This window comes from Planosporangium spinosum, assembly GCF_049999945.1.
Lineage (GTDB): Bacteria > Actinomycetota > Actinomycetes > Mycobacteriales > Micromonosporaceae > Planosporangium > Planosporangium spinosum.
Map to the genome: position 1 here is coordinate 188327 of NZ_JBLYUB010000005.1, position 17185 is coordinate 205511.

The 17185-nt window shown below is 71.5% G+C and carries 16 protein-coding genes and 1 tRNA gene; 7 read left to right on the plus strand and 10 right to left on the minus strand.

The window, feature by feature from the left end; translation table 11 throughout:
- Positions 1-117 precede the first annotated feature (117 nt).
- Together ACNTMW_RS09365 and ACNTMW_RS09370 are read left to right on the plus strand one after the other, a co-directional pair.
- Complete coding sequence (locus ACNTMW_RS09365; RefSeq protein ID WP_426633162.1) at positions 118-744, plus strand: polysaccharide deacetylase family protein; 627 nt, start codon at positions 118-120, stop codon at positions 742-744.
- A gap of 46 nt (positions 745-790) precedes the next feature.
- Positions 791-2140, plus strand: a complete 1350-nt coding sequence (locus ACNTMW_RS09370) for an NAD(P)/FAD-dependent oxidoreductase (RefSeq protein WP_426633028.1) — start codon at positions 791-793, stop codon at positions 2138-2140.
- A 13-nt stretch (positions 2141-2153) separates the two neighbouring features.
- Here the strand turns inward: ACNTMW_RS09370 and ACNTMW_RS09375 are convergent, their stop codons facing one another.
- Entirely contained in the window at positions 2154-3998 is a 1845-nt protein-coding gene (locus ACNTMW_RS09375) for a hypothetical protein (protein ID WP_426633029.1), read from the minus strand.
- A 79-nt stretch (positions 3999-4077) separates the two neighbouring features.
- On the opposite strand from ACNTMW_RS09375, the gene ACNTMW_RS09380 reads away from it, so the two are divergent.
- The 3 genes from ACNTMW_RS09380 to ACNTMW_RS09390 all read left to right on the plus strand — a co-directional run bounded on the left by ACNTMW_RS09380 (position 4078) and on the right by ACNTMW_RS09390 (position 5347).
- A tRNA-Leu gene (locus ACNTMW_RS09380) sits at positions 4078-4161 on the plus strand.
- Positions 4162-4268: 107 nt separating this feature from the next.
- A complete protein-coding gene (locus ACNTMW_RS09385) occupies positions 4269-5033 on the plus strand; it encodes a Bax inhibitor-1/YccA family protein (protein WP_426633030.1) in 765 nt (254 codons plus the stop codon).
- Positions 5030-5347, plus strand: a complete 318-nt coding sequence (locus ACNTMW_RS09390; protein ID WP_426633031.1) for a hypothetical protein — start codon at positions 5030-5032, stop codon at positions 5345-5347. The genes ACNTMW_RS09385 and ACNTMW_RS09390 overlap by 4 nt, the downstream gene beginning before the upstream one ends.
- A 137-nt stretch (positions 5348-5484) precedes the next feature.
- Here the strand turns inward: ACNTMW_RS09390 and ACNTMW_RS09395 are convergent, their stop codons facing one another.
- From ACNTMW_RS09395 to ACNTMW_RS09410, 4 genes are all read right to left on the minus strand, one after another.
- Positions 5485-6732, minus strand: coding sequence for an acetyl-CoA C-acetyltransferase (locus ACNTMW_RS09395; RefSeq protein WP_426633032.1), 1248 nt, complete (start codon positions 6730-6732; stop codon positions 5485-5487).
- Between the two features lie 85 nt (positions 6733-6817).
- Positions 6818-7594 carry an SGNH/GDSL hydrolase family protein gene (locus ACNTMW_RS09400; protein WP_426633033.1) on the minus strand — a complete coding sequence of 259 codons (777 nt, stop codon included), beginning with the start codon at positions 7592-7594 and terminating at the stop codon, positions 6818-6820.
- Positions 7591-8637 carry an SGNH/GDSL hydrolase family protein gene (locus ACNTMW_RS09405; RefSeq protein WP_426633034.1) on the minus strand — a complete coding sequence of 349 codons (1047 nt, stop codon included), beginning with the start codon at positions 8635-8637 and terminating at the stop codon, positions 7591-7593. Before ACNTMW_RS09405 ends, ACNTMW_RS09400 begins: the two co-directional genes overlap by 4 nt.
- A gap of 146 nt (positions 8638-8783) precedes the next feature.
- Positions 8784-9194, minus strand: a complete 411-nt coding sequence (locus ACNTMW_RS09410; RefSeq protein ID WP_426633035.1) for a PPOX class F420-dependent oxidoreductase — start codon at positions 9192-9194, stop codon at positions 8784-8786.
- 163 nt (positions 9195-9357) lie between these two features.
- On the opposite strand from ACNTMW_RS09410, the gene ACNTMW_RS09415 reads away from it, so the two are divergent.
- Complete coding sequence (locus ACNTMW_RS09415) at positions 9358-9768, plus strand: YkvA family protein (protein ID WP_426633036.1); 411 nt, start codon at positions 9358-9360, stop codon at positions 9766-9768.
- A 29-nt stretch (positions 9769-9797) separates the two neighbouring features.
- On the plus strand, positions 9798-11162 hold the full coding sequence (locus tag ACNTMW_RS09420) for a cystathionine beta-synthase (protein WP_426633037.1): 1365 nt from the start codon (positions 9798-9800) through the stop codon (positions 11160-11162).
- Positions 11163-11239: 77 nt separating this feature from the next.
- On the opposite strand, the gene ACNTMW_RS09425 is transcribed toward ACNTMW_RS09420, so the two are convergent.
- From ACNTMW_RS09425 to ACNTMW_RS09445, 5 genes are all read right to left on the minus strand, one after another.
- Entirely contained in the window at positions 11240-12187 is a 948-nt protein-coding gene (locus ACNTMW_RS09425) for a S1C family serine protease (RefSeq protein ID WP_426633038.1), read from the minus strand.
- Positions 12188-12305: 118 nt separating this feature from the next.
- Complete coding sequence (locus ACNTMW_RS09430) at positions 12306-14069, minus strand: aminotransferase class V-fold PLP-dependent enzyme (protein ID WP_426633039.1); 1764 nt, start codon at positions 14067-14069, stop codon at positions 12306-12308.
- Between the two features lie 39 nt (positions 14070-14108).
- Positions 14109-14765: a hypothetical protein gene (locus tag ACNTMW_RS09435; protein WP_426633040.1), complete on the minus strand. Its 657-nt coding sequence runs from the start codon at positions 14763-14765 to the stop codon at positions 14109-14111.
- Between the two features lie 514 nt (positions 14766-15279).
- Positions 15280-16194, minus strand: a complete 915-nt coding sequence (locus tag ACNTMW_RS09440) for an LPXTG cell wall anchor domain-containing protein (RefSeq protein ID WP_426633041.1) — start codon at positions 16192-16194, stop codon at positions 15280-15282.
- A gap of 611 nt (positions 16195-16805) precedes the next feature.
- Positions 16806-17114, minus strand: a complete 309-nt coding sequence (locus ACNTMW_RS09445) for a hypothetical protein (RefSeq protein WP_426633042.1) — start codon at positions 17112-17114, stop codon at positions 16806-16808.
- Between the last annotated feature and the right edge of the window lie 71 nt (positions 17115-17185).

Here is a 17185-nt window from a genome sequence, read left to right on the forward strand (position 1 = left end):
CCGGTGGCCGGGCCCACGTCGCCCGCGGCGACGCAGCCGGCACCGCGGGCGCAGGGTGCGCCCGCGGCCGCCCCGCCGCGGACCGTCGGGCACGGGCCGGGTGGGGCGGTGACGACCATGGACTCCGACGCGGTGGCGTTGACCTTCGACGACGGGCCGGACCCGAAGAGCACCAACGACCTGCTCGACCTGCTCAAGGAGCAGGGGGTGAAGGCGACCTTCTGCGTGGTCGGCTTCCGGGCCCGTGACCATCCCGAGGTGATCAGGCGGATCGCCGCCGAGGGGCACACGCTGTGCAACCACTCGTGGCAGCACCTGCAGAACCTGGCCCAGCGCGACGACAGCTACCTCATGTGGGACCTGCAGTCGACCAACGACGCGATCCACGCCGCGGCGCCGAACGCCCAAATCGAGTACTTCCGCGCGCCGTACGGCAACTTCACCCCCCGGCTGGTCGACTTCGCCGCGCGGCTGCACATGACATCGGTCTACTGGAGCGTCGACGACCAGTGTTGGATGTCCGACCGGTACGGCACCGGGCCGGCGATGTCGCAGCACATCACCGCGATGGTGCGCGACGGCACCCGGCCGGGTGGGATCATCCTGTCCCACGAGAACGGCAAGCCGCACACGGTCGCCACGTACCGGTCGCTGATCCCGTGGTTGAAGGAGCGGTTCCCGCTCGTGGCGCTCCCGACGAGCGGCCCGTCGACCCGGCACCCGGAACCTCGGGTGGCACGCTGACCCGATCCGGATAGCCCCTGCCCGGCCAGCGCGGGAAGATGGGATCGTGGCCGCCAAACGGATCCTTGTGGTCGGCGCCGGGCACGTCGGGCTCTACGCCGCCTTCCGATTGTCCAAGAAGATCAGGCCAGATGAGGCCGAGGTCGTCGTCGTCGACCCGCAGCCGCACATGACCTATCAGCCGTTCCTGCCGGAGGCGTCGGCGGGCAACATCTCGCCCCGGCACGCCGTGGTGCCGCTGCGGCAGACGCTGCGGAGGTGCCGCATCCTGTCCGGCGAGGTCACCCGGATCGACCACGCCCACCGGGTCGCGACCGTGCAGCCGATCATCGGCCCGGAGCGCGAGATCCTGTACGACCAGATCGTCGTCGCCCCCGGCAGCGTGTCGCGCACGCTGCCCATCCCCGGCCTGCGGGAGCACGCCGTCGGCTTCAAGACCCTCGGCGAGGCGATCTTCCTGCGAAACCACATCCTGGAGCGGTTGGACGTCGCGGCGACCACGCCCGACCCGGCCGTCCGGGCCTGTGCGCTCACCTTCGTGTTCGTCGGTGCCGGGTACGCCGGCATCGAGGCCATCGCCGAGCTGGAGGACATGGCCCGGGACGCGCTGCGCTACTACCCGGAGCTGGCCGTGGCGGAGATGCGCTGGGTGCTGGTCGAGGCGACCCGGCGGGTGCTGCCCGAGGTCGACCCCGACATGGGTGCGTACACCGTCGAGCGGCTGCGCAGGCGCGGGTTCGACATCCGCCTCGACACCCTGTTGGAGTCGTGCGCCGAGGGCGTGGTGGTGCTCAGCGACGGCGCCCGCTTCAAGGCCGACACGATCGTGTGGACGGCCGGGGTCAAGCCGCACCCGATGCTCGACCGCACCGATCTGCCGCGCGACGAGCGACGGCGGGTGACCTGCCTGCCGACGCTGCAGGTCGTCGACGACGGCCGGGTCGTGGAAGGCGCGTGGAGCGCCGGTGACAGCGCCGCGGTGCCCGACCTGACCGCCGACAAGCCCGGCGCCACCTGCTCGCCGAGCGCGCAGCATGCGGTGCGCCAGGCCAACCTGATGGCAGACAACATCGTCGCGGTACTCCGCGGGCACCGGCCCGCGGAGTACCGGCACCGGCACGTCGGCTCGGTGGCGAGTCTCGGCCTGCACAAGGGCGTCGCCCAGGTGTACGGCATCAAGATGACCGGCTGGCCGGCCTGGTTCATGCACCGGGCGTACCACATGAGCCGCATCCCCACCGTCAACCGCAAGGTCCGGGTGGTCGTGGACTGGACCCTTGCCCTGTTCCTCAAGCGCGAACTGGTCGAGCTCGGCGAGCTGCACCAGCCGAGGGAGCCGTTCACCGACGTGACCCCGCCGGTGCTGCCGAAGGAGGCCGTGGCGGTCAAGGGCTGAGCGGGGCGCGCCCCTACCGGGCCGGGAAGCGCCACACGGTCACGTCGTCGACCGACCGGCCCGGACCGTACAGCGCCTCCAGGACGGTGCGCAGCTCGGCCGCGTGCGGTTGGTGGCGGTCGGCCAGGACCAGGCAGGACGCGTTCCAGTACGCGATGTCGTCGCGGGCGCGGTCCCGCTCGGCGTCGGTGATCGTAGGCGCCGTCCCGGTGCGCTGCACCTCGTTGAGCAGCAGGGAGGTCGGGCGCGAGTAGATGCCGATCGAGGCCTGGCCGCCCGCGGCGTACGGACCGATGAAGAAGCCCTCCGGAATGGCGAACGCGGCGCCGGCCGCGGTCGGCCAGCGCATCTTGTCCGGGTTTGCCGGGCTGGGGAGGGGTACCGGGACGAGCACGCCGCCCGGCCGCACGCACTCCCGCCAGTGCCCTTCGGTGAAGAACCGGGGCACCGGCGCCCGCTCGGCGACCGGCAGCGGCTTCGACGCGACCGACAGCAGTGCCAGGCTGACCAGGACCGGTACGCCCACGCGCACCGCCCGGCGGGGGTCATGCAGTGCCCGGTCGACCGCGGTGGCGAGCACGATCGCGAAGACCGGGACAAGGGCGAGCGCGAACCGGGTCGGCAGTGCCCCGTCGATCACCGGTACACCGTGCAACAGCCGGTACGGACCGCTCTGCCCGGTCCGGACGCCGTTCACGGCGACGTACGGGCCCAGCGCGAGACCGGCCATCACCAGGCCAGCCACCATGACGGCGAGTACCGCCGGCCGCCGCCACAGCCACACGGCCGCGGCGGCGACCACGACCAGCAGCGGTACGCCGAAGAACGTGTTGTACTCGGCCGGCCCGCTGACCAGCCGGGCCGCGTCCGGCGAGCCGAACCACGACAGTGGCGAGGGGGTCCAGAAGCCGGCCAGGTCGGCGGCGAAGAAGTCCGGCGCGAACGGCCCGTTGGGTACGTGCTGGCGGCCGCTGAACTGCACCGCCAGCGGGTAGGCCAGCGCGGCCAGCGCGACGACGGCGCACACGGTCAGCCCCGCGACGAGCGGACCGGCCGCGCGGGCCGCCCGCCGCGGGGCGAGGAGCAGGTATGCCAGGCAGAACACCGCGAGTGTGCTCGCGGTGAGGAACAGCACCTCCTCGCCGAGGAAGAGCTGCACCGACACGACCGCGCCGAGCAGCAGGCCGGTGCCGGCGACACGGCGGACCCAGCGGCGGGCGGTCAGGCCGCCGGGCGTGCCGGCCAGCCGCAGCACGCCCCACACCAGTACCGGTACCAGCCACTGCGAGGTCACGTGCAGGTGGGCGTTGGCCTGCGACATCATGCCCGGGGCGTACGCGCAGAACGCCGCGCCGACGGCCGCGCCCGCCCGGTGCAGTCGCAGGGTACGGCTGAGCAGCAGGTACCAGGCGATGCCGGTCGCCGCGAGGTTGCCGGCCACCCCGACGGCGAAGCTGACCGGGGCGCCGAACAGGAACGTCACGGGCGCCAGCAGCGCACCGAGGACGAGCATCGACGCGTTGCTGAGCAGGTTGACCCCGTCGGGCGCGTTGAGCAGGCGGGTGACCAGGTCCAGGTCGCCGGTCCAGAAGCGGGCGCCGAGCGCCAGGAACCACTCCACGAGGGCCTGGTCGTGCGGATTGAGGGCGAGCGCCCGGCCCACCGGGTCCGCCAGGAGCCCGTGGGTGAGCACCACCGCGATCACCGTCAGGCCGGTGCACACCGCCGCGTCAGCCCAGCGGCTCCGGCGACGGGCGGCCGCGGCGGCGTCGGGCTGGGCGGCGTCGGTCAGGCCGGCGACGTGGCCGGCCCGGTCGGAGCCCTCGGAGCCCTCGGATGGCGGCGACAGGGTGGTCACCCGGACGACGGTAACCCGGACCGGTAAGCCAATGTGCACCCACTCCCGCAGCCGCTACCGTGAACGCATTCACCTGCTGGCCCGGGTGGTGGAACGGCAGACACGGCCGCCTTAAAAGCGGCTGCCGCAAGGCGTGCGGGTTCGACCCCCGCCCCGGGCACCATGCGCGACCGTGATCTACCCGGACGCGACCTCGGAAAACGACGCCGGGCGCGGTTGCGCGCAGCCGGTAATCTTGAGGCGTCAACATTCGCGCCTTGGAGGCCGCCAGTGCAAAGTTCGAACCCGGTTCTGACCCGGCTCGGTGAGGCCGCGTCGCATGAGCGGGCCGGCGGTTACGGTCCGCTCACCACCGATCGCATGATGTCCCTCGACGACGTCGTCGTCCGTACCGTCGGGCTGGTCCTGCTCACCGCGGTCAGCGCCGCCCTCAGTTGGAACCTGTTGACCGACGGCCCGGTCGTGGCCCTCGCGGCGATCGGTTCGGTGATCGCCGGCCTGGTCCTCGGCCTGGTCATCTCGTTCGCCCGGATCACCAACCCGCTGGTCATCGGCGCCTACGCGGTGATCGAGGGCGTGCTCCTCGGGATGGTCAGCCGCTACTACGAGCACTTCTACGGTGGCATCGTCATCCAGGCGGTGATCGGCACGCTCGGCGTGTTCGTCGGCATGGCCATGCTCTACAAGGCGCGGGTGCTGCGGGCCACGCCCAAGTTCACCCGGTTCGTCGTCGGTGCCATGATCGGCGTCGCCGTGATGGGCCTGGTCAACTGGATCGTGGCGATGGTCAGTGGTCACTCGCTCCTGGTGCAGTACAGCGCCACGGGGCAGGTCGGGCCGATCCCGATCATCTTCAGCCTGGTCGCCATCGGGGTCGGCGCGCTCACGTTCATCCTCGACTTCGACCAGGTCGAGCAGGGTGTGCGCTACGGGCTGCCGGAGAAGTACTCGTGGTACTGCGCCTTCGGCCTGCTGGTCGGCCTCATCTTCCTGTACTGGCAGATCCTGCGGCTGCTGAGCTACCTGCGCCGGTGACCGGGGATCTCGACCGCGCGGTCGGTCGACTGGTCAACCACGTGTCGCACTGGACGCCGCCCCGGTGGGCGGCGTCCAGCGCGTCCGGCGCCGGTACGCGTGCGGACGCGATGTACGACCTGATCCAGTACCTCGCCGACCTCGCGGCCGACGCCGAGGGGCGGCCCCGCCGGCGGGTACCGCGCCTGGACAACGTGTTGGCCCTGCCCGACCAGTTGCGGGTGATGGCGGCCGATCTGGTTGCGGCGGCTCCCGATGAGGCGACCCTCGTGGCGGCGACCGCGCGCGTCACGGCGCTGAACACGTCGATCTAGCTCATGATCACCACAACGTCCGGGACGTGGTGGTCTTGAAGTGCCCCGGAGACGACAACTTCCGGGACGTTGTGTAGATCAAGAGGGCGGCCCGGGGAACGTTCCCCGGGCCGCCCTCTTCGTGTCCGTTCGCCGGTTCAGGACAGGCGCTCGATCACCATTGCCATGCCCTGGCCACCGCCGACGCACATGGTCTCCAGGCCGATCGTCTTGTCGTGCCAGTTCAGCGCGTTGATCAGGGTGCCGGTGATGCGCGCCCCGGTCATGCCGAACGGGTGGCCGACCGCGATCGCCCCGCCCATGACGTTGAGCTTCTCCAGCGGGATGCCCAGCTGCTGGTACGAGGGGATGACCTGGGCGGCGAACGCCTCGTTGATCTCCACGAGGTCCACGTCGTCGATGGTCATCCCGGCGCGGGCGAGGGCCTGCTTCGACGCCTCGACCGGGCCGATACCCATGATCTCGGGCGACATCGCGGTCACGCCGGTGGAGATGATCCGGGCCAGCGGGGTGATGCCCAGCTCGCGGGCCTTCGTGTCGGACATGATCACCAGCGCGGCGGCGCCATCGTTGAGCGGGCAGCAGTTGCCGGCGGTGACCCGTCCGTCGGGCCGGAACACCGGCTTGAGCCCGGCCACCGCGTCGTACGTGACCCCGGCGCGCGGCCCGTCGTCGGCCGACACCACGTCACCGGAGGGGGTGGTCACCGGCGTGATCTCCCGCGCCCAGAAGCCGTCGGCGATCGCCTTCTCGGCCAGGTTCTGGCTGCGGACGCCGAACCGGTCCATCTCCTCGCGGGTCACGTCGCAGACCTGGGCGAGGTTCTCGGCGGTCTGGCCCATCGAGATGTAGATGTCGGGGAGGTCGCCGGACTCACGCGGGTCGGTCCAGGTCGGGGCGCCACCCTGCGAGCGCTTCTCGGTGCGGGCGCCGGCCTCGGCGAACGCCGGGTTCTCCCAACCACCACCCACGGCGGCCTTGGCCTCCGGCGGCAGCGCGTCGGAGTTGCCCCGCGCGTACCGGGAGACCAGCTCCACGCCGGCGGAGACGAACACGTCACCCTCACCGGCCTTGATCGCGTGGAACGCCATCCGGGTGGTCTGCAGCGACGAGGCGCAGTACCGGGTCACGGTGGCACCGGGCAGGTGGTCGTAGCCGGCCAGCACCGACACCACGCGGGCCATGTTGAAGCCCTGCTCACCGCCGGGCAGGCCGCATCCGAGGTAGAGGTCGTCGATGGCCCGCGGGTCGAGCTGGGGCACCTTGCCAAGGGCGGCGTTGACAATCGTGGCGGCGAGGTCGTCGGGGCGGACGTCGCGCAGGGATCCCTTGAACGCGCGGCCGATCGGGGAGCGGGCGGCGGCGACAATGACGGCTTCGGGCATGCCGGTCACGTTACTCGCGCACCCTTACCCGCCGGTAAGTTGAGTTGGTCACTGTACGCGGGGAGCAGAGCGGACGCCGCCCTCGTCACTGCGGTACGCCGGACGCCTCCGTCACCGCGGGTAGCAGCGCGTGCGCCCACACCCGGTACCCATCGGCCGACGGGTGGTAGCCGTCGTGGCAGTACGTCCCGGCATCCGCCCGGAACACCGCGCCGGTCTGTGCGGCCAGGTCGACCGGAACGCCACCGACCGTGGCCACCGCCGCCGCCTGGGCCCGGGCCAGCCGCCGACCGTGCCAGCCCACCAACTGGCGCAGCGGCGGCGGGAACGCGCGCGCCGAGCCGAGATCGGGGCAGGTGCCGACGACGACCGCGACCCCGGCGGCGCGTAGCCGGCGGACGGCCGAGGCCAGGTCGTCGGCTGCCTCGGCGGGCGCGGTGAAGTGGACCGCGTCGTTGCCACCGACGAGGATCACCGCGACGTCGGGCCGGGTGCCGACGAGGGCCCGCGCCACCTGCGTACCCAGGTCGGCCGAGCGTGACCCGGACACCGCGACGCTGGACAGTTCGACCCGCCGCCCGTCCGCCTCCTCGGCCAGCAGCATGGCGAGCTGCCCGCCCACGGTGTCGGTCACCTGCTCCACGCCCACGCCGAGGGCGGTCGAGTCACCGAGCAACACCAGTCGCAGCGGGGCCGCCGAGGTGTCGCCGATCGAGGCGCGCATGGCCAGGCGCAGGTCGGGCTGGGCGTACCGGCGGCTGCGCGCCAGCATCGCCTGCCCGGCGAGGACGGCCGCGCCACCCACCGTCCCGGCGATCGCCGTGACCGCCGCTGCCTGTCCGAGTCGCCGGAGAAAACTCATGTACCACTCCACGGGGCCGCTTGCTGTTCCTGCTGCAAGCGTACGTGCGAGGGATCGGTCGGATGCTCCGTGCGCCGCCACACCCGGCGCCGCAGCTGGGCCCACGCGCCGGCCGGGCCGTGATCGTGCCCGTCCACCCGGGCGGCGCTGACCTCGGTGCCGGCATGTCCGACCGCCTCGACGGCCGCGTCCGCCAGGCTGCGGACACCCTCACCGCGGCGCAGCCGCGAGCCGGTCTGCCGGTCCCGGTCCTCGTCGGTGAGCGCGGCGACCATCGTCGGGAGGAGCGCGGCGGCGGCCACCCCGTACCCGTCGCCGGAGGGGTGGAACCGGTCCCACGCGAACATCCGGTCCGGTTCGGCGGTGAACGCCGGGCTCAGCAGGTCGGCCAGGGAGACGGTACGCCCCCCGGCCTCGACCACGGCCACCGTCTGGGCGGCGGCCAGCTGCCGGCTCCACCGGCGGGCCAGCCAGCGCAGCGGAGGCTGGATCGGCTGGATCGTTCCCAGGTCCGGGCAGGTGCCGACGACCACGTCGGTGCCGGCCTGCCGTAACGACCGGACCGCGGCGACGAGGTGGTCGATGGCCTCGGAGACCGGGCGGCGGTGGGTCACGTCGTTGCCGCCGACCAGGATGACGGCCAGGTCGGGCCCGATCTCGAGGGCCCGCTCGACCTGCGGGTCCAGGCTGCGGGACTCGGCGCCCACGACGGCGAGGCAGCGCAGCGAGACGGGCCGGCGCAACTGCTCGGCCAGGCCGGCCGCGAGCAGGGCACCCGGGGTGTTACGGGCCGAGTCCGCACCGTACCCGGCGGCGGTCGAGTCGCCCAGGACGACGAGCGTGACGGGGTCGCCGTCGTGCTCGGCGCCGTACCGGCCGTCGCCGCGCGGGGGCGGGGCCTCCGCGATGGGGATGACGCGCCGGGCGAGCATGGCCTGACCGACGATCAGGCCGGTGAGCGCCGCGCCAGCCGCGGTGAGGCTGCCGGCGCCGAAGGCACCCGCCGTGGCGATCCGCCGGATGTGGCTGGTCGGTTGCGTCATCGGGCCTCCACTCGGTGGTGCGTCAATGATCTCTTGGTCCCGCAACGTCTGCCGGGTAAACCAAGAGCGTTTTCGACGCATAACACCCCGAAAGTCGGTTCCTTGTCCGTACGAACAAGTTTCCGACAGTAACCGACCGGGAGACGTCATCCGGATCGGTCGGGTCCGGCCCGGTTTGGCTCGATTCTGATGAGGACCCGCCGATCCCGCTCCATCGCCGCCCGGTAGTCGTCCCAGTCCGGGTGCTCGCCGGAGACCCGCCGGTAGTAGTCCACCAGCGGCTCCATCGCCTCCGGCAGGTCGACGACCGTGGCCCGGCCCTCGATCTGGATCCAGCGCCCGAAGAAGGTGTCGGGCAGGACGCAGACGTACGCCTGCGGGTTGCGGCGCAGGTTGCGGACCTTGTACGCGGTCTGCCGGCTGCTGATGACGATGTGTCCGTCGTCGTCGACGGCCACGGTGACCGGGGACATCTGCGGCGTACCGTCGGCGCGCAGCGTGGCGAGGACGGCGTGGTGCTGTTGCGCGACGACCGCGCGGGCGGCATCGAGATCCATACCTCATTGTCCCGTCCCCGGCCGCGTTCCGCCGCCCTCCGCCGCCCTCCGCCGTCCTCCGGCAGTCGAGGTCGGTGGTCGCGGTGGCGGGCACCGGGCACCATGGATGGGCCGGCCCCATCGGGACCGGCAGATACGCACCGGCGGCGATGAGGTGAATGCCATGGCGGGAACGCTGCGACGGCGGATGGCCTGGACGGCACTTCTGCGGGTCTTCCGGCCCGGTACCCCCGGCCTCGGGCGGCGGCTCGCGGCGGTCCCCAGGATGATCGCCGCCACGGTGCGTGGCGAGTACGACGGCGGCTCGCGGCTGGCCATGATGGCCGTCGCCGGGCTCTACATCGTCTCACCGATCGACGCGGTGCCCGAGCTTCCGCTGATGCTGCTCGGCCTGGTCGACGACGCCGCGGTCGCGGCCTGGTTCGCCGGCGCGCTCCTCGACGAGACCGAGCGGTTCCTGGAATGGGAACGGCGGCGTGCGACGGTGATCCCCGGCCAGACCGTTCCCGGACCGCACCCGGGTGTCCACCCCGGAGCCGGGTACTCCCGTCGGGGTCACCGCCGGCCGGCATAGGGGCGGATGACGACGCTAGGCTGGCGCCCGTGCGCTACTACGACAACGTCGTCGAGTTGATCGGCAACACCCCGCTGGTCCGGCTCCGCAACGTCACCGAAGGCATCTCAGCCACCGTGCTGGCCAAGGTCGAGTACTTCAACCCCGGTGGGAGCGTGAAGGACCGCATCGCGCTGCGCATGGTCGTGGAGGCCGAGAAGTCCGGCCTGCTCAAGCCCGGTGGCACGATCGTCGAGCCGACCAGCGGCAACACCGGTGTGGGGCTCGCGCTCGTCGCCCAACTGCGCGGGTACCGGTGCGTCTTCGTCTGCCCGGACAAGGTCAGCGAGGACAAGCAGAACGTGCTGCGGGCGTACGGTGCCGAGGTGGTCGTGTGCCCCACGGCCGTCGCGCCGGAGGACCCCCGCTCGTACTACAACGTCTCCGACCGGCTGGCCCGGGAGATCCCGGACGCGTGGAAGCCCGACCAGTACTCCAACCCGAACAACCCGCTGTCGCACTACGAGCAGACCGGGCCGGAGATCTGGGAGCAGACCGCCGGGCGGATCACCCACTTCGTGGCCGGCGTCGGCACCGGCGGCACCATCTCGGGCATCGGCCGCTACCTGCGCGAAGCCTCCGAGGGACGCGTCAAGATCATCGGTGCCGACCCGGAGGGCTCCGTCTACTCCGGCGGATCCGGCCGGCCGTACCTGGTCGAGGGCGTCGGTGAGGACTTCTGGCCGAAGACGTACGACCGCGACATCTGCGACGAGATCATCGAGGTTTCCGACAAGGACTCGTTCCACCTGACCCGGCGGCTCGCCCGCGAGGAGGGCCTGCTGGTCGGCGGATCCTGCGGCATGGCCGTGGCCGCCGCGCTCGAGGTGGCCCGCCGCGCCGACCCCGACGACGTCGTCGTGGTGCTGCTGCCCGACGGTGGCCGGGGATACCTCTCGAAGATCTTCAACGACGCGTGGATGACCCGGTACGGCTTCCTGAGCAGCCACGAAGCCGGCGCGACCGTCGCCGACGTCCTCGCCCAGAAGGGCGGCCAGATCCCCGAGATGGTGCACGTGCACCCCAGCGAGACCGTGCGCGAGGCCATCGACATCATGCGCGAGTACGGCGTGTCGCAGCTGCCCGTGCTCAAGGCCGAGCCGCCGGTGGTGACCGGTGAGGTCGCCGGCTCGATCGCCGAACGTGACCTGCTCGACGCCCTCTTCACCGGCCAGGCCCACCTGCACGACATGCTCGACAAGCACATGGGCGAGCCGCTCCCGATGATCGGCGGCGGCCAACCGGTGGCCGAAGCCGTCGCGCTGCTGGAGAAGTCCGACGCGGCGATCGTCCTCGTCGACGGCAAGCCCCGAGGCGTCATCACCCGCCAGGACCTGCTGAGCTTCCTGAGCTGACCGTTCACGGGACAGGGCGGCCGCCGTGCCGGCCCTGTCCCGGCGGGGTCACCCGGCCGCCCTTTTTCCCCGGCGGGTCAGCGCAGCGGCTCCGGGACGGCGACCACGTCGACCAGGGCGCCGCGCCGCAGCACGGTGACCGGCAACCGGGTACCGATCGCCGGTCCCAGCATGAGCCGCTGGACGTCCTGGACGCCACGGACCGGACGGCCACCGGCGGTGATCATCACGTCGCCGAGGAACAGTCCGGCCTGCGCTGCCGGACTGCCGGGTACGACCTCGACCAGGCGCAGCCCGCGGCGCTGACCGAGCCGCTCGACCAGGTGCGGCGGTAGCGGGGTGGGCGCACCGGCGACGCCGAGCCAGGCCCGGCGTACCCGACCGTCGCTCATCAGCTCGGAGATGATGTACCTGGTCGTCGAGTTGATCGGGACGGCCAGGCCCAGGCCGAACCCGGCGACCGCGGTGTTGATGCCCACGACCCGACCGGTGGAATCGGCGAGCGCCCCACCGGAGTTGCCGGGGTTGAGGGCGGCGTCGGTCTGGATCACGTCGTCGATGAGGCGGACGTGCCGGCCGCTGCGTACCGGCAGTGACCGGCCCAGCGCACTCACCACGCCGGCCGTCACCGAGCCGGCGAGCCCCATCGGGTTGCCGACCGCGATGACGAGCTGCCCGATCCGCAACGTGTCCGCGTCGCCGAGGGTGGCCGGCGGGACGGACGCCCCGGGTACCCGCAGAACGGCCAGGTCGGCGAGCGGGTCGGCACCGACCACGTCGAAGCGCGCCTCGTCACCGGATGTGAACTCGGCCTCGCCGCCGGTCGCTTCGGCGACTACGTGTGCGCTGGTCAGCATGAACCCGTCGGGGGTGAACAGCACTCCGGAACCGGCCCCCTGGCCACGCGCCGTCACGACGGCGAGGCTCGCGACGCTGGGCAGTACGGTCGCGGCCACCCCGGACACCGCGCGGCTGTAGGCGTCGAGGGCCTCGGTGTCGGCGGCGGGTACGTTCTGTGGCTTCATATCGCTGGCAACTGCCCGGTACCCGTGATTGATGCCCGTCGCCGTTACGCCGTCGGCGAACCGATCGTGGACACCTGCGCCGCCCACAGCCGGCACAGGTGTCCACGATCGGCGAGAGTCAGGCGCCGAGGCACTCGTCGGGCAGGTCGAACCAGCGCAGCTCCTCGAAGCCGGCCGACACCGCCGCGCCGCCGCGCCCGTCGGTCCACGGCCGCTCCGCCAGCTTGAGGCACAGTTCGCGCGCTTCACGCAGGTAGTCGGCCAACGCCTCCTCGCCGGCGCGTTCGTGCCGGGCCGGCCAGCGCAGGTTCCCGTCCGCGTCGTAGCTGAGCTGGTCGAGCCGGAGCGGGGGCTCCACCAGGCCGTCGGAGTGCCGCCACAGTCCGGTGTACGGGTCGAAGCGGTACTCCGGCAGCAGCGCCCAGCCGTACGTGGCGACCAGGTGTACCGCCTCGACGATGTAGTCGAAGACGGCCGGGGAGATGAAGTAGTTGAAGCTGACGCGTACCCAGCCCGGTTTGATGCCCTCGCAGCCGGCCACGATCTCCTGCTCGAAGCGGTGCGAGCGTTCCACGTCGATGCCCAGCAGGCGGTGGCCGTACGGGCCGGCGCACGAGCAGCCGCCGCGGGACTGGATGCCGAACAGGTCGTTGAGCAGCGATACCACGACGTTGTGGTGCAGGTAGCGCCCGCCCGGCCGGCGGACCACGAAGGACACGATGGACAGCCGTTCGGCGTCGAGGTTGCCGAGGATCTCGATCGCCGGGTTGGCGCGCCACGAGGTGATGGCGTGGCGCAGGAAGTGGTCCTCGCGCGCCCGGATGACGTCGACCCCGACCGCCTGTTTGAGCTGGAACACGAGCCCGGCCCGGATCGCCTCCACGATCGCCGGGGTACCGCCCTCCTCGCGGTGGGCCGGGTCGGAGATGTAGTGGTGCTCGGTCGGGTTGACGTAGTCGACGGTGCCGCCGCCGGGGACCGTCGGCACCCGGTTGCGCAGCAGTTCCCGGCGAACGACCAGCACCCCGGGGGTACCGGGACCGCCGACGAACTTGTGTGGCGAGATGAACACGGCGTCCTTGCCACGCATGTTCATCTCGACGTAGGGCGCGGCGGCGGCGTAGTCCCAGAACGACAGTGCGCCGTGGCGGTGCAGCATGCCGGAGACCGCGTCGGTGTCGGTGACGATGCCGGTCACGTTGGAGGCGGCCGAGAACGATCCGATCTTCAACGGGCGGTCGGCGTACCGGAGCAGTTCGGCCTCGAGGCGGGCGACGTCGATGTGCCCGTCGGTGTCCTCGGGGATGACCACCACGTCGGCGATCGATTCCCGCCAGGGCAGCTCGTTGGAGTGGTGCTCGAACGGGCCGATGAACACCACGGGGCGCAGTCCCGTCGGGATCCGTTCGGTGAACGCGTGCCGGTCGTCGAGTTCGGCCGGGATGCGCAGGCCGAGGATGTGCACCATCTTGTCGATCGCGCCGGTGGAGCCGGAGCCGGTGAAGATGACCACCGTCCCGTCGTCGCCGCCGACGGCCTCGTTGATGATCCGCCGGGCGTCCTCGCGCAGCCGGGTCGTCTGCAGGCCGGTACCCGAGGACTCGGTGTGCGTGTTGGCGTAGCGCGGCAGGACCTCGTCGTGGATGAACCGCTCGATGAACTCCAGGGCCCGGCCGGAGGCGGTGTAGTCGGCGTACGTGACCCGGCGGGGGCCGTACGGTCCCCACATGACCTGGTCGTCGCCGATGACCGACTCGCGGATGCGCGCCAGCAGGGGAGTATCGGGTGCCGGGGTCGGCCCGGCAGACAGGTCATCGGCCGCGCTCGTCGCCTGCGGTGGATCGGCCGCGCTCGTCGCCTGCGGTGGATCGGCTGCGCTCATCGCCTCATTATGCGCAGCCGATCGCCCGATCAGGCCGGATCAGCTGTACCGGCGCCAGACGTCGCGGAGCGGCTCCCAGCTCTCACCGATCCCGTCCGTCCAGAAGGCGATGATGTACGCGGCCACTGGCGAATCCGCGTCGTCCCACCACGTACCGCAGACGACGCGGTTGGTCGAGTCGCCGGGATTGCGGAAGGCATACTCGATGTAGTTTCCTTCGACCTTGCCGGACGTCGTCTTCTTCGTACCCGGCTCCGCCACGCCCGGCGTCAGCTGCTTGGCATCGATGTTCTGGGCCAGCACCTTCGTGCGTGCCTTGTCCCGCGCGTCGATCGACTTGTACTCCACGAAGTAGACGCTCGCGTTGGCGTACCGGCAGAAGACCCGGGTGTCCTCGCCTTCGTTGAGGGAGGGCCCGCCCTTGTCTCCGCTCCTGGAACAGTTGGTGAGGTACGGCAGCCACGGCTCGGCGATCGGTACGAGTTCGCCGCTGAACTTCGGCTTGTTGAGGCCGACCTGCGCGCGTTCGAAAGCCGGCAGCGTCGCGGTGGGGGACGCACTGACCTTCGGTGCCGGCGCGGGTGCTGTCCGGTAACCCACGAGAAAACCGGTAGGCCCGAAGATGATCAGGCCCGCGAGCGCTCCCAGTAGGCCGCTGACGACGATGCGCTTTCGCGGCGGCTTCGGCGTCGGCACGATCCGTGGCTGCCACGACGGCGAACCAGGACCTCCGTCCGGGAACAGCGACCAGGAGTCGGCCGCGGGCGCTGCAGACTGCGGCCGTACCGCCGGCTGTGGCTGTGGCGGCGGCGGTGTCTGCGGGTACGCGCCCGGCTGGGCCTGGGGCGGCTCAACGGTAGGGGTGCCCGACGCCGCGTCGCTCTGGGGGGCCGGAGGAAGTGACGCGGCATCCGCCTGGTACGGGTGTCCCGGTTGGACCGGAGGCTGTGTCGACGCGGCTGTGGTGGGGTCGGTCGCGGGCACCGGCTGCTCGCCGGTCCTGTGCTGGAACGGCCCGTAGCCGCCGTAACCCTCGGGGCCCTCGCCGGTGCCCGGAACCTCGTTCACGAGCAGGCAGGGTACCAGTCAATGAAGCCCGTGATGGTGTGTGATCACCGACGGTACGGCTGGTGACGGGGGGGATCGGAGGTACAACGAGCGATGCCCGCGGCGAGCCGGAGGCTCGCCGCGGGCATCCACGGTGGAACTGTCAGGCCGTGACCCGGCGGCGCCGTCCGGCCAGGAACAGCACGATGCCACCGGCGGTCAGCAGGCCGCCCACGGTGGCGACGCTGGTCACGTCGGATCCGGTCACCGGCAGGTTCCCGCCCGCGGTGACGGTGTACCCGGTCGTGACGCTGGTGCCGGTGTGGTCCGTCGTGGAGCCGCCACCACCGTTGCCACCCGGGGGCGTTCCCGTGCTGGGCGAGGGGTCCACGGGGCCGCCGTTGCCAGGGTCCTCGTTGCCGTTGCCGGGGTCTTCGTTCCCGCCGCCGTTGCCGCCGCCGTTGCCGGGGTCTTCGTTCCCGCCGCCGTTGCCGGGGTCTTCGTTGCCCCCGCCGTTGCCCGGGTCTTCGTTGCCGCCGCCGTTGCCCGGGTCTTCGTTGCCGCCGCCGTTGCCGGGGTCTTCGTTGCCGCCGCCGTTGCCGGGGTCTTCGTTGCCGCCGCCGTTGCCGGGGTCTTCGTTGCCGCCGCCGTTGCCGGGGTCTTCGTTCCCGCCGCCGTTCCCGCCGCCGTTGCCGCCGCCGTTGCCGGGGTCTTCGTTGCCGCCGCCGTTGCCGCCGCCGTTGCCGCCGCCGTTGCCGGGGTCTTCGTTGCCGCCGCCGTTGCCGCCGCCGTTGCCGGGGTCGCCGGTGCCGTCGCCCGGGTTACCGGTGCCGTCGCCCGGGTTGCTGCCGCCGTCGCCCGGATCGGAGCCGCCTTCGCCGGGAAGCTCGGCCGTGACCTTGACGCCAGCAGAGCCCACCTGTACGGAGACGCTCGTCTCGGCCTGCGTCGCCGACTCGGTCGACTCCGCGTAAGCGGCGCTGGAAACTGCGGTCGAAATCGCGATCGCGCCGAGCAGGGCGCCGACGCGAGTCGCTATCCGCAGGCTGCGCCCGCGCGCGGTTCGATTGGTACGCACCATGTGCCTCCCCGTGCTTCATGGTTTGGAAAACCGGACGTCTGTCGCCGATCCGACGAATCCGCCGGCCACGTCTACAGTGGAGTGAGCGGTACAGGCGCCCTCATGGCGCAGTGCCGCCGAGGGCAGACTAATCGGCGATTACAAGCCCCGGGGCCCCCGATGCGAAGTGAGCGACATCACGCTACATCAATGTGTTGTAACGCGCAAAACGTTCAAATAACCGGATTCCGTGCGATGTCCCGCGATCGCCACGACTATCGACTTCGGACAGTCCTGGGACAACCGCGCTTCGTCGTCGTTATGCTTCGCATCGTGGTCCATTGATTGCATTGCGTGGTAAGTGTCGTGATGGGTGGCGACGAGCAGCGGCTATCGGACACTGAAATCGCCCATCGGTCCGGTCGGTCGCGGCGTTCGTGCCATTGCGCTGATGCCGGGAATTCGCTAACGCGATCAGGCGGGGATGCCGGGGATCCTTCCGGCGGCGGTCCCGAGCTCTGGCGCAGTGCCGAGTTCTGGCGCAGTGCCGAGTTCTGGCGCAGTGCCGGCTGGCGGTAGCGATCCACGTACGGGGCGCGGGCCAGGGTGCGGGGCGGTTCACGAAGGCGTCAGAGGGAGGCGAGCGCCTTCGCGATGTTCCGCTTGGCCGGGTCCCGCATCCACCGTCGGTCCGGGAAGTCGGTCTGCGCGATCCGCAGCGGTGCCTCGACCGGGGACAACACCTGCGCGTACCGGTAGGCCCCGGGTAGGCCCCGGGCCGATGGGGGTCGGGCGTCACCGGGCGCAATGCCGAGTACGTGGCGCCGGAGTGCATCCGCGACCACGCGTGGGTCCCATGCGACGTCGAAGTACGCCGGGCCTTCGAGGTCCGCGTCGAGGTGACGGCCGCCACGGTCGAGCGCCAGCAGTCGTGGCACATGCACTCCCACGGCGGCGAGCGCCGCGGTTGGCGACGAACGGTACGTGCGGACTGACCGGAGCCTCTCGA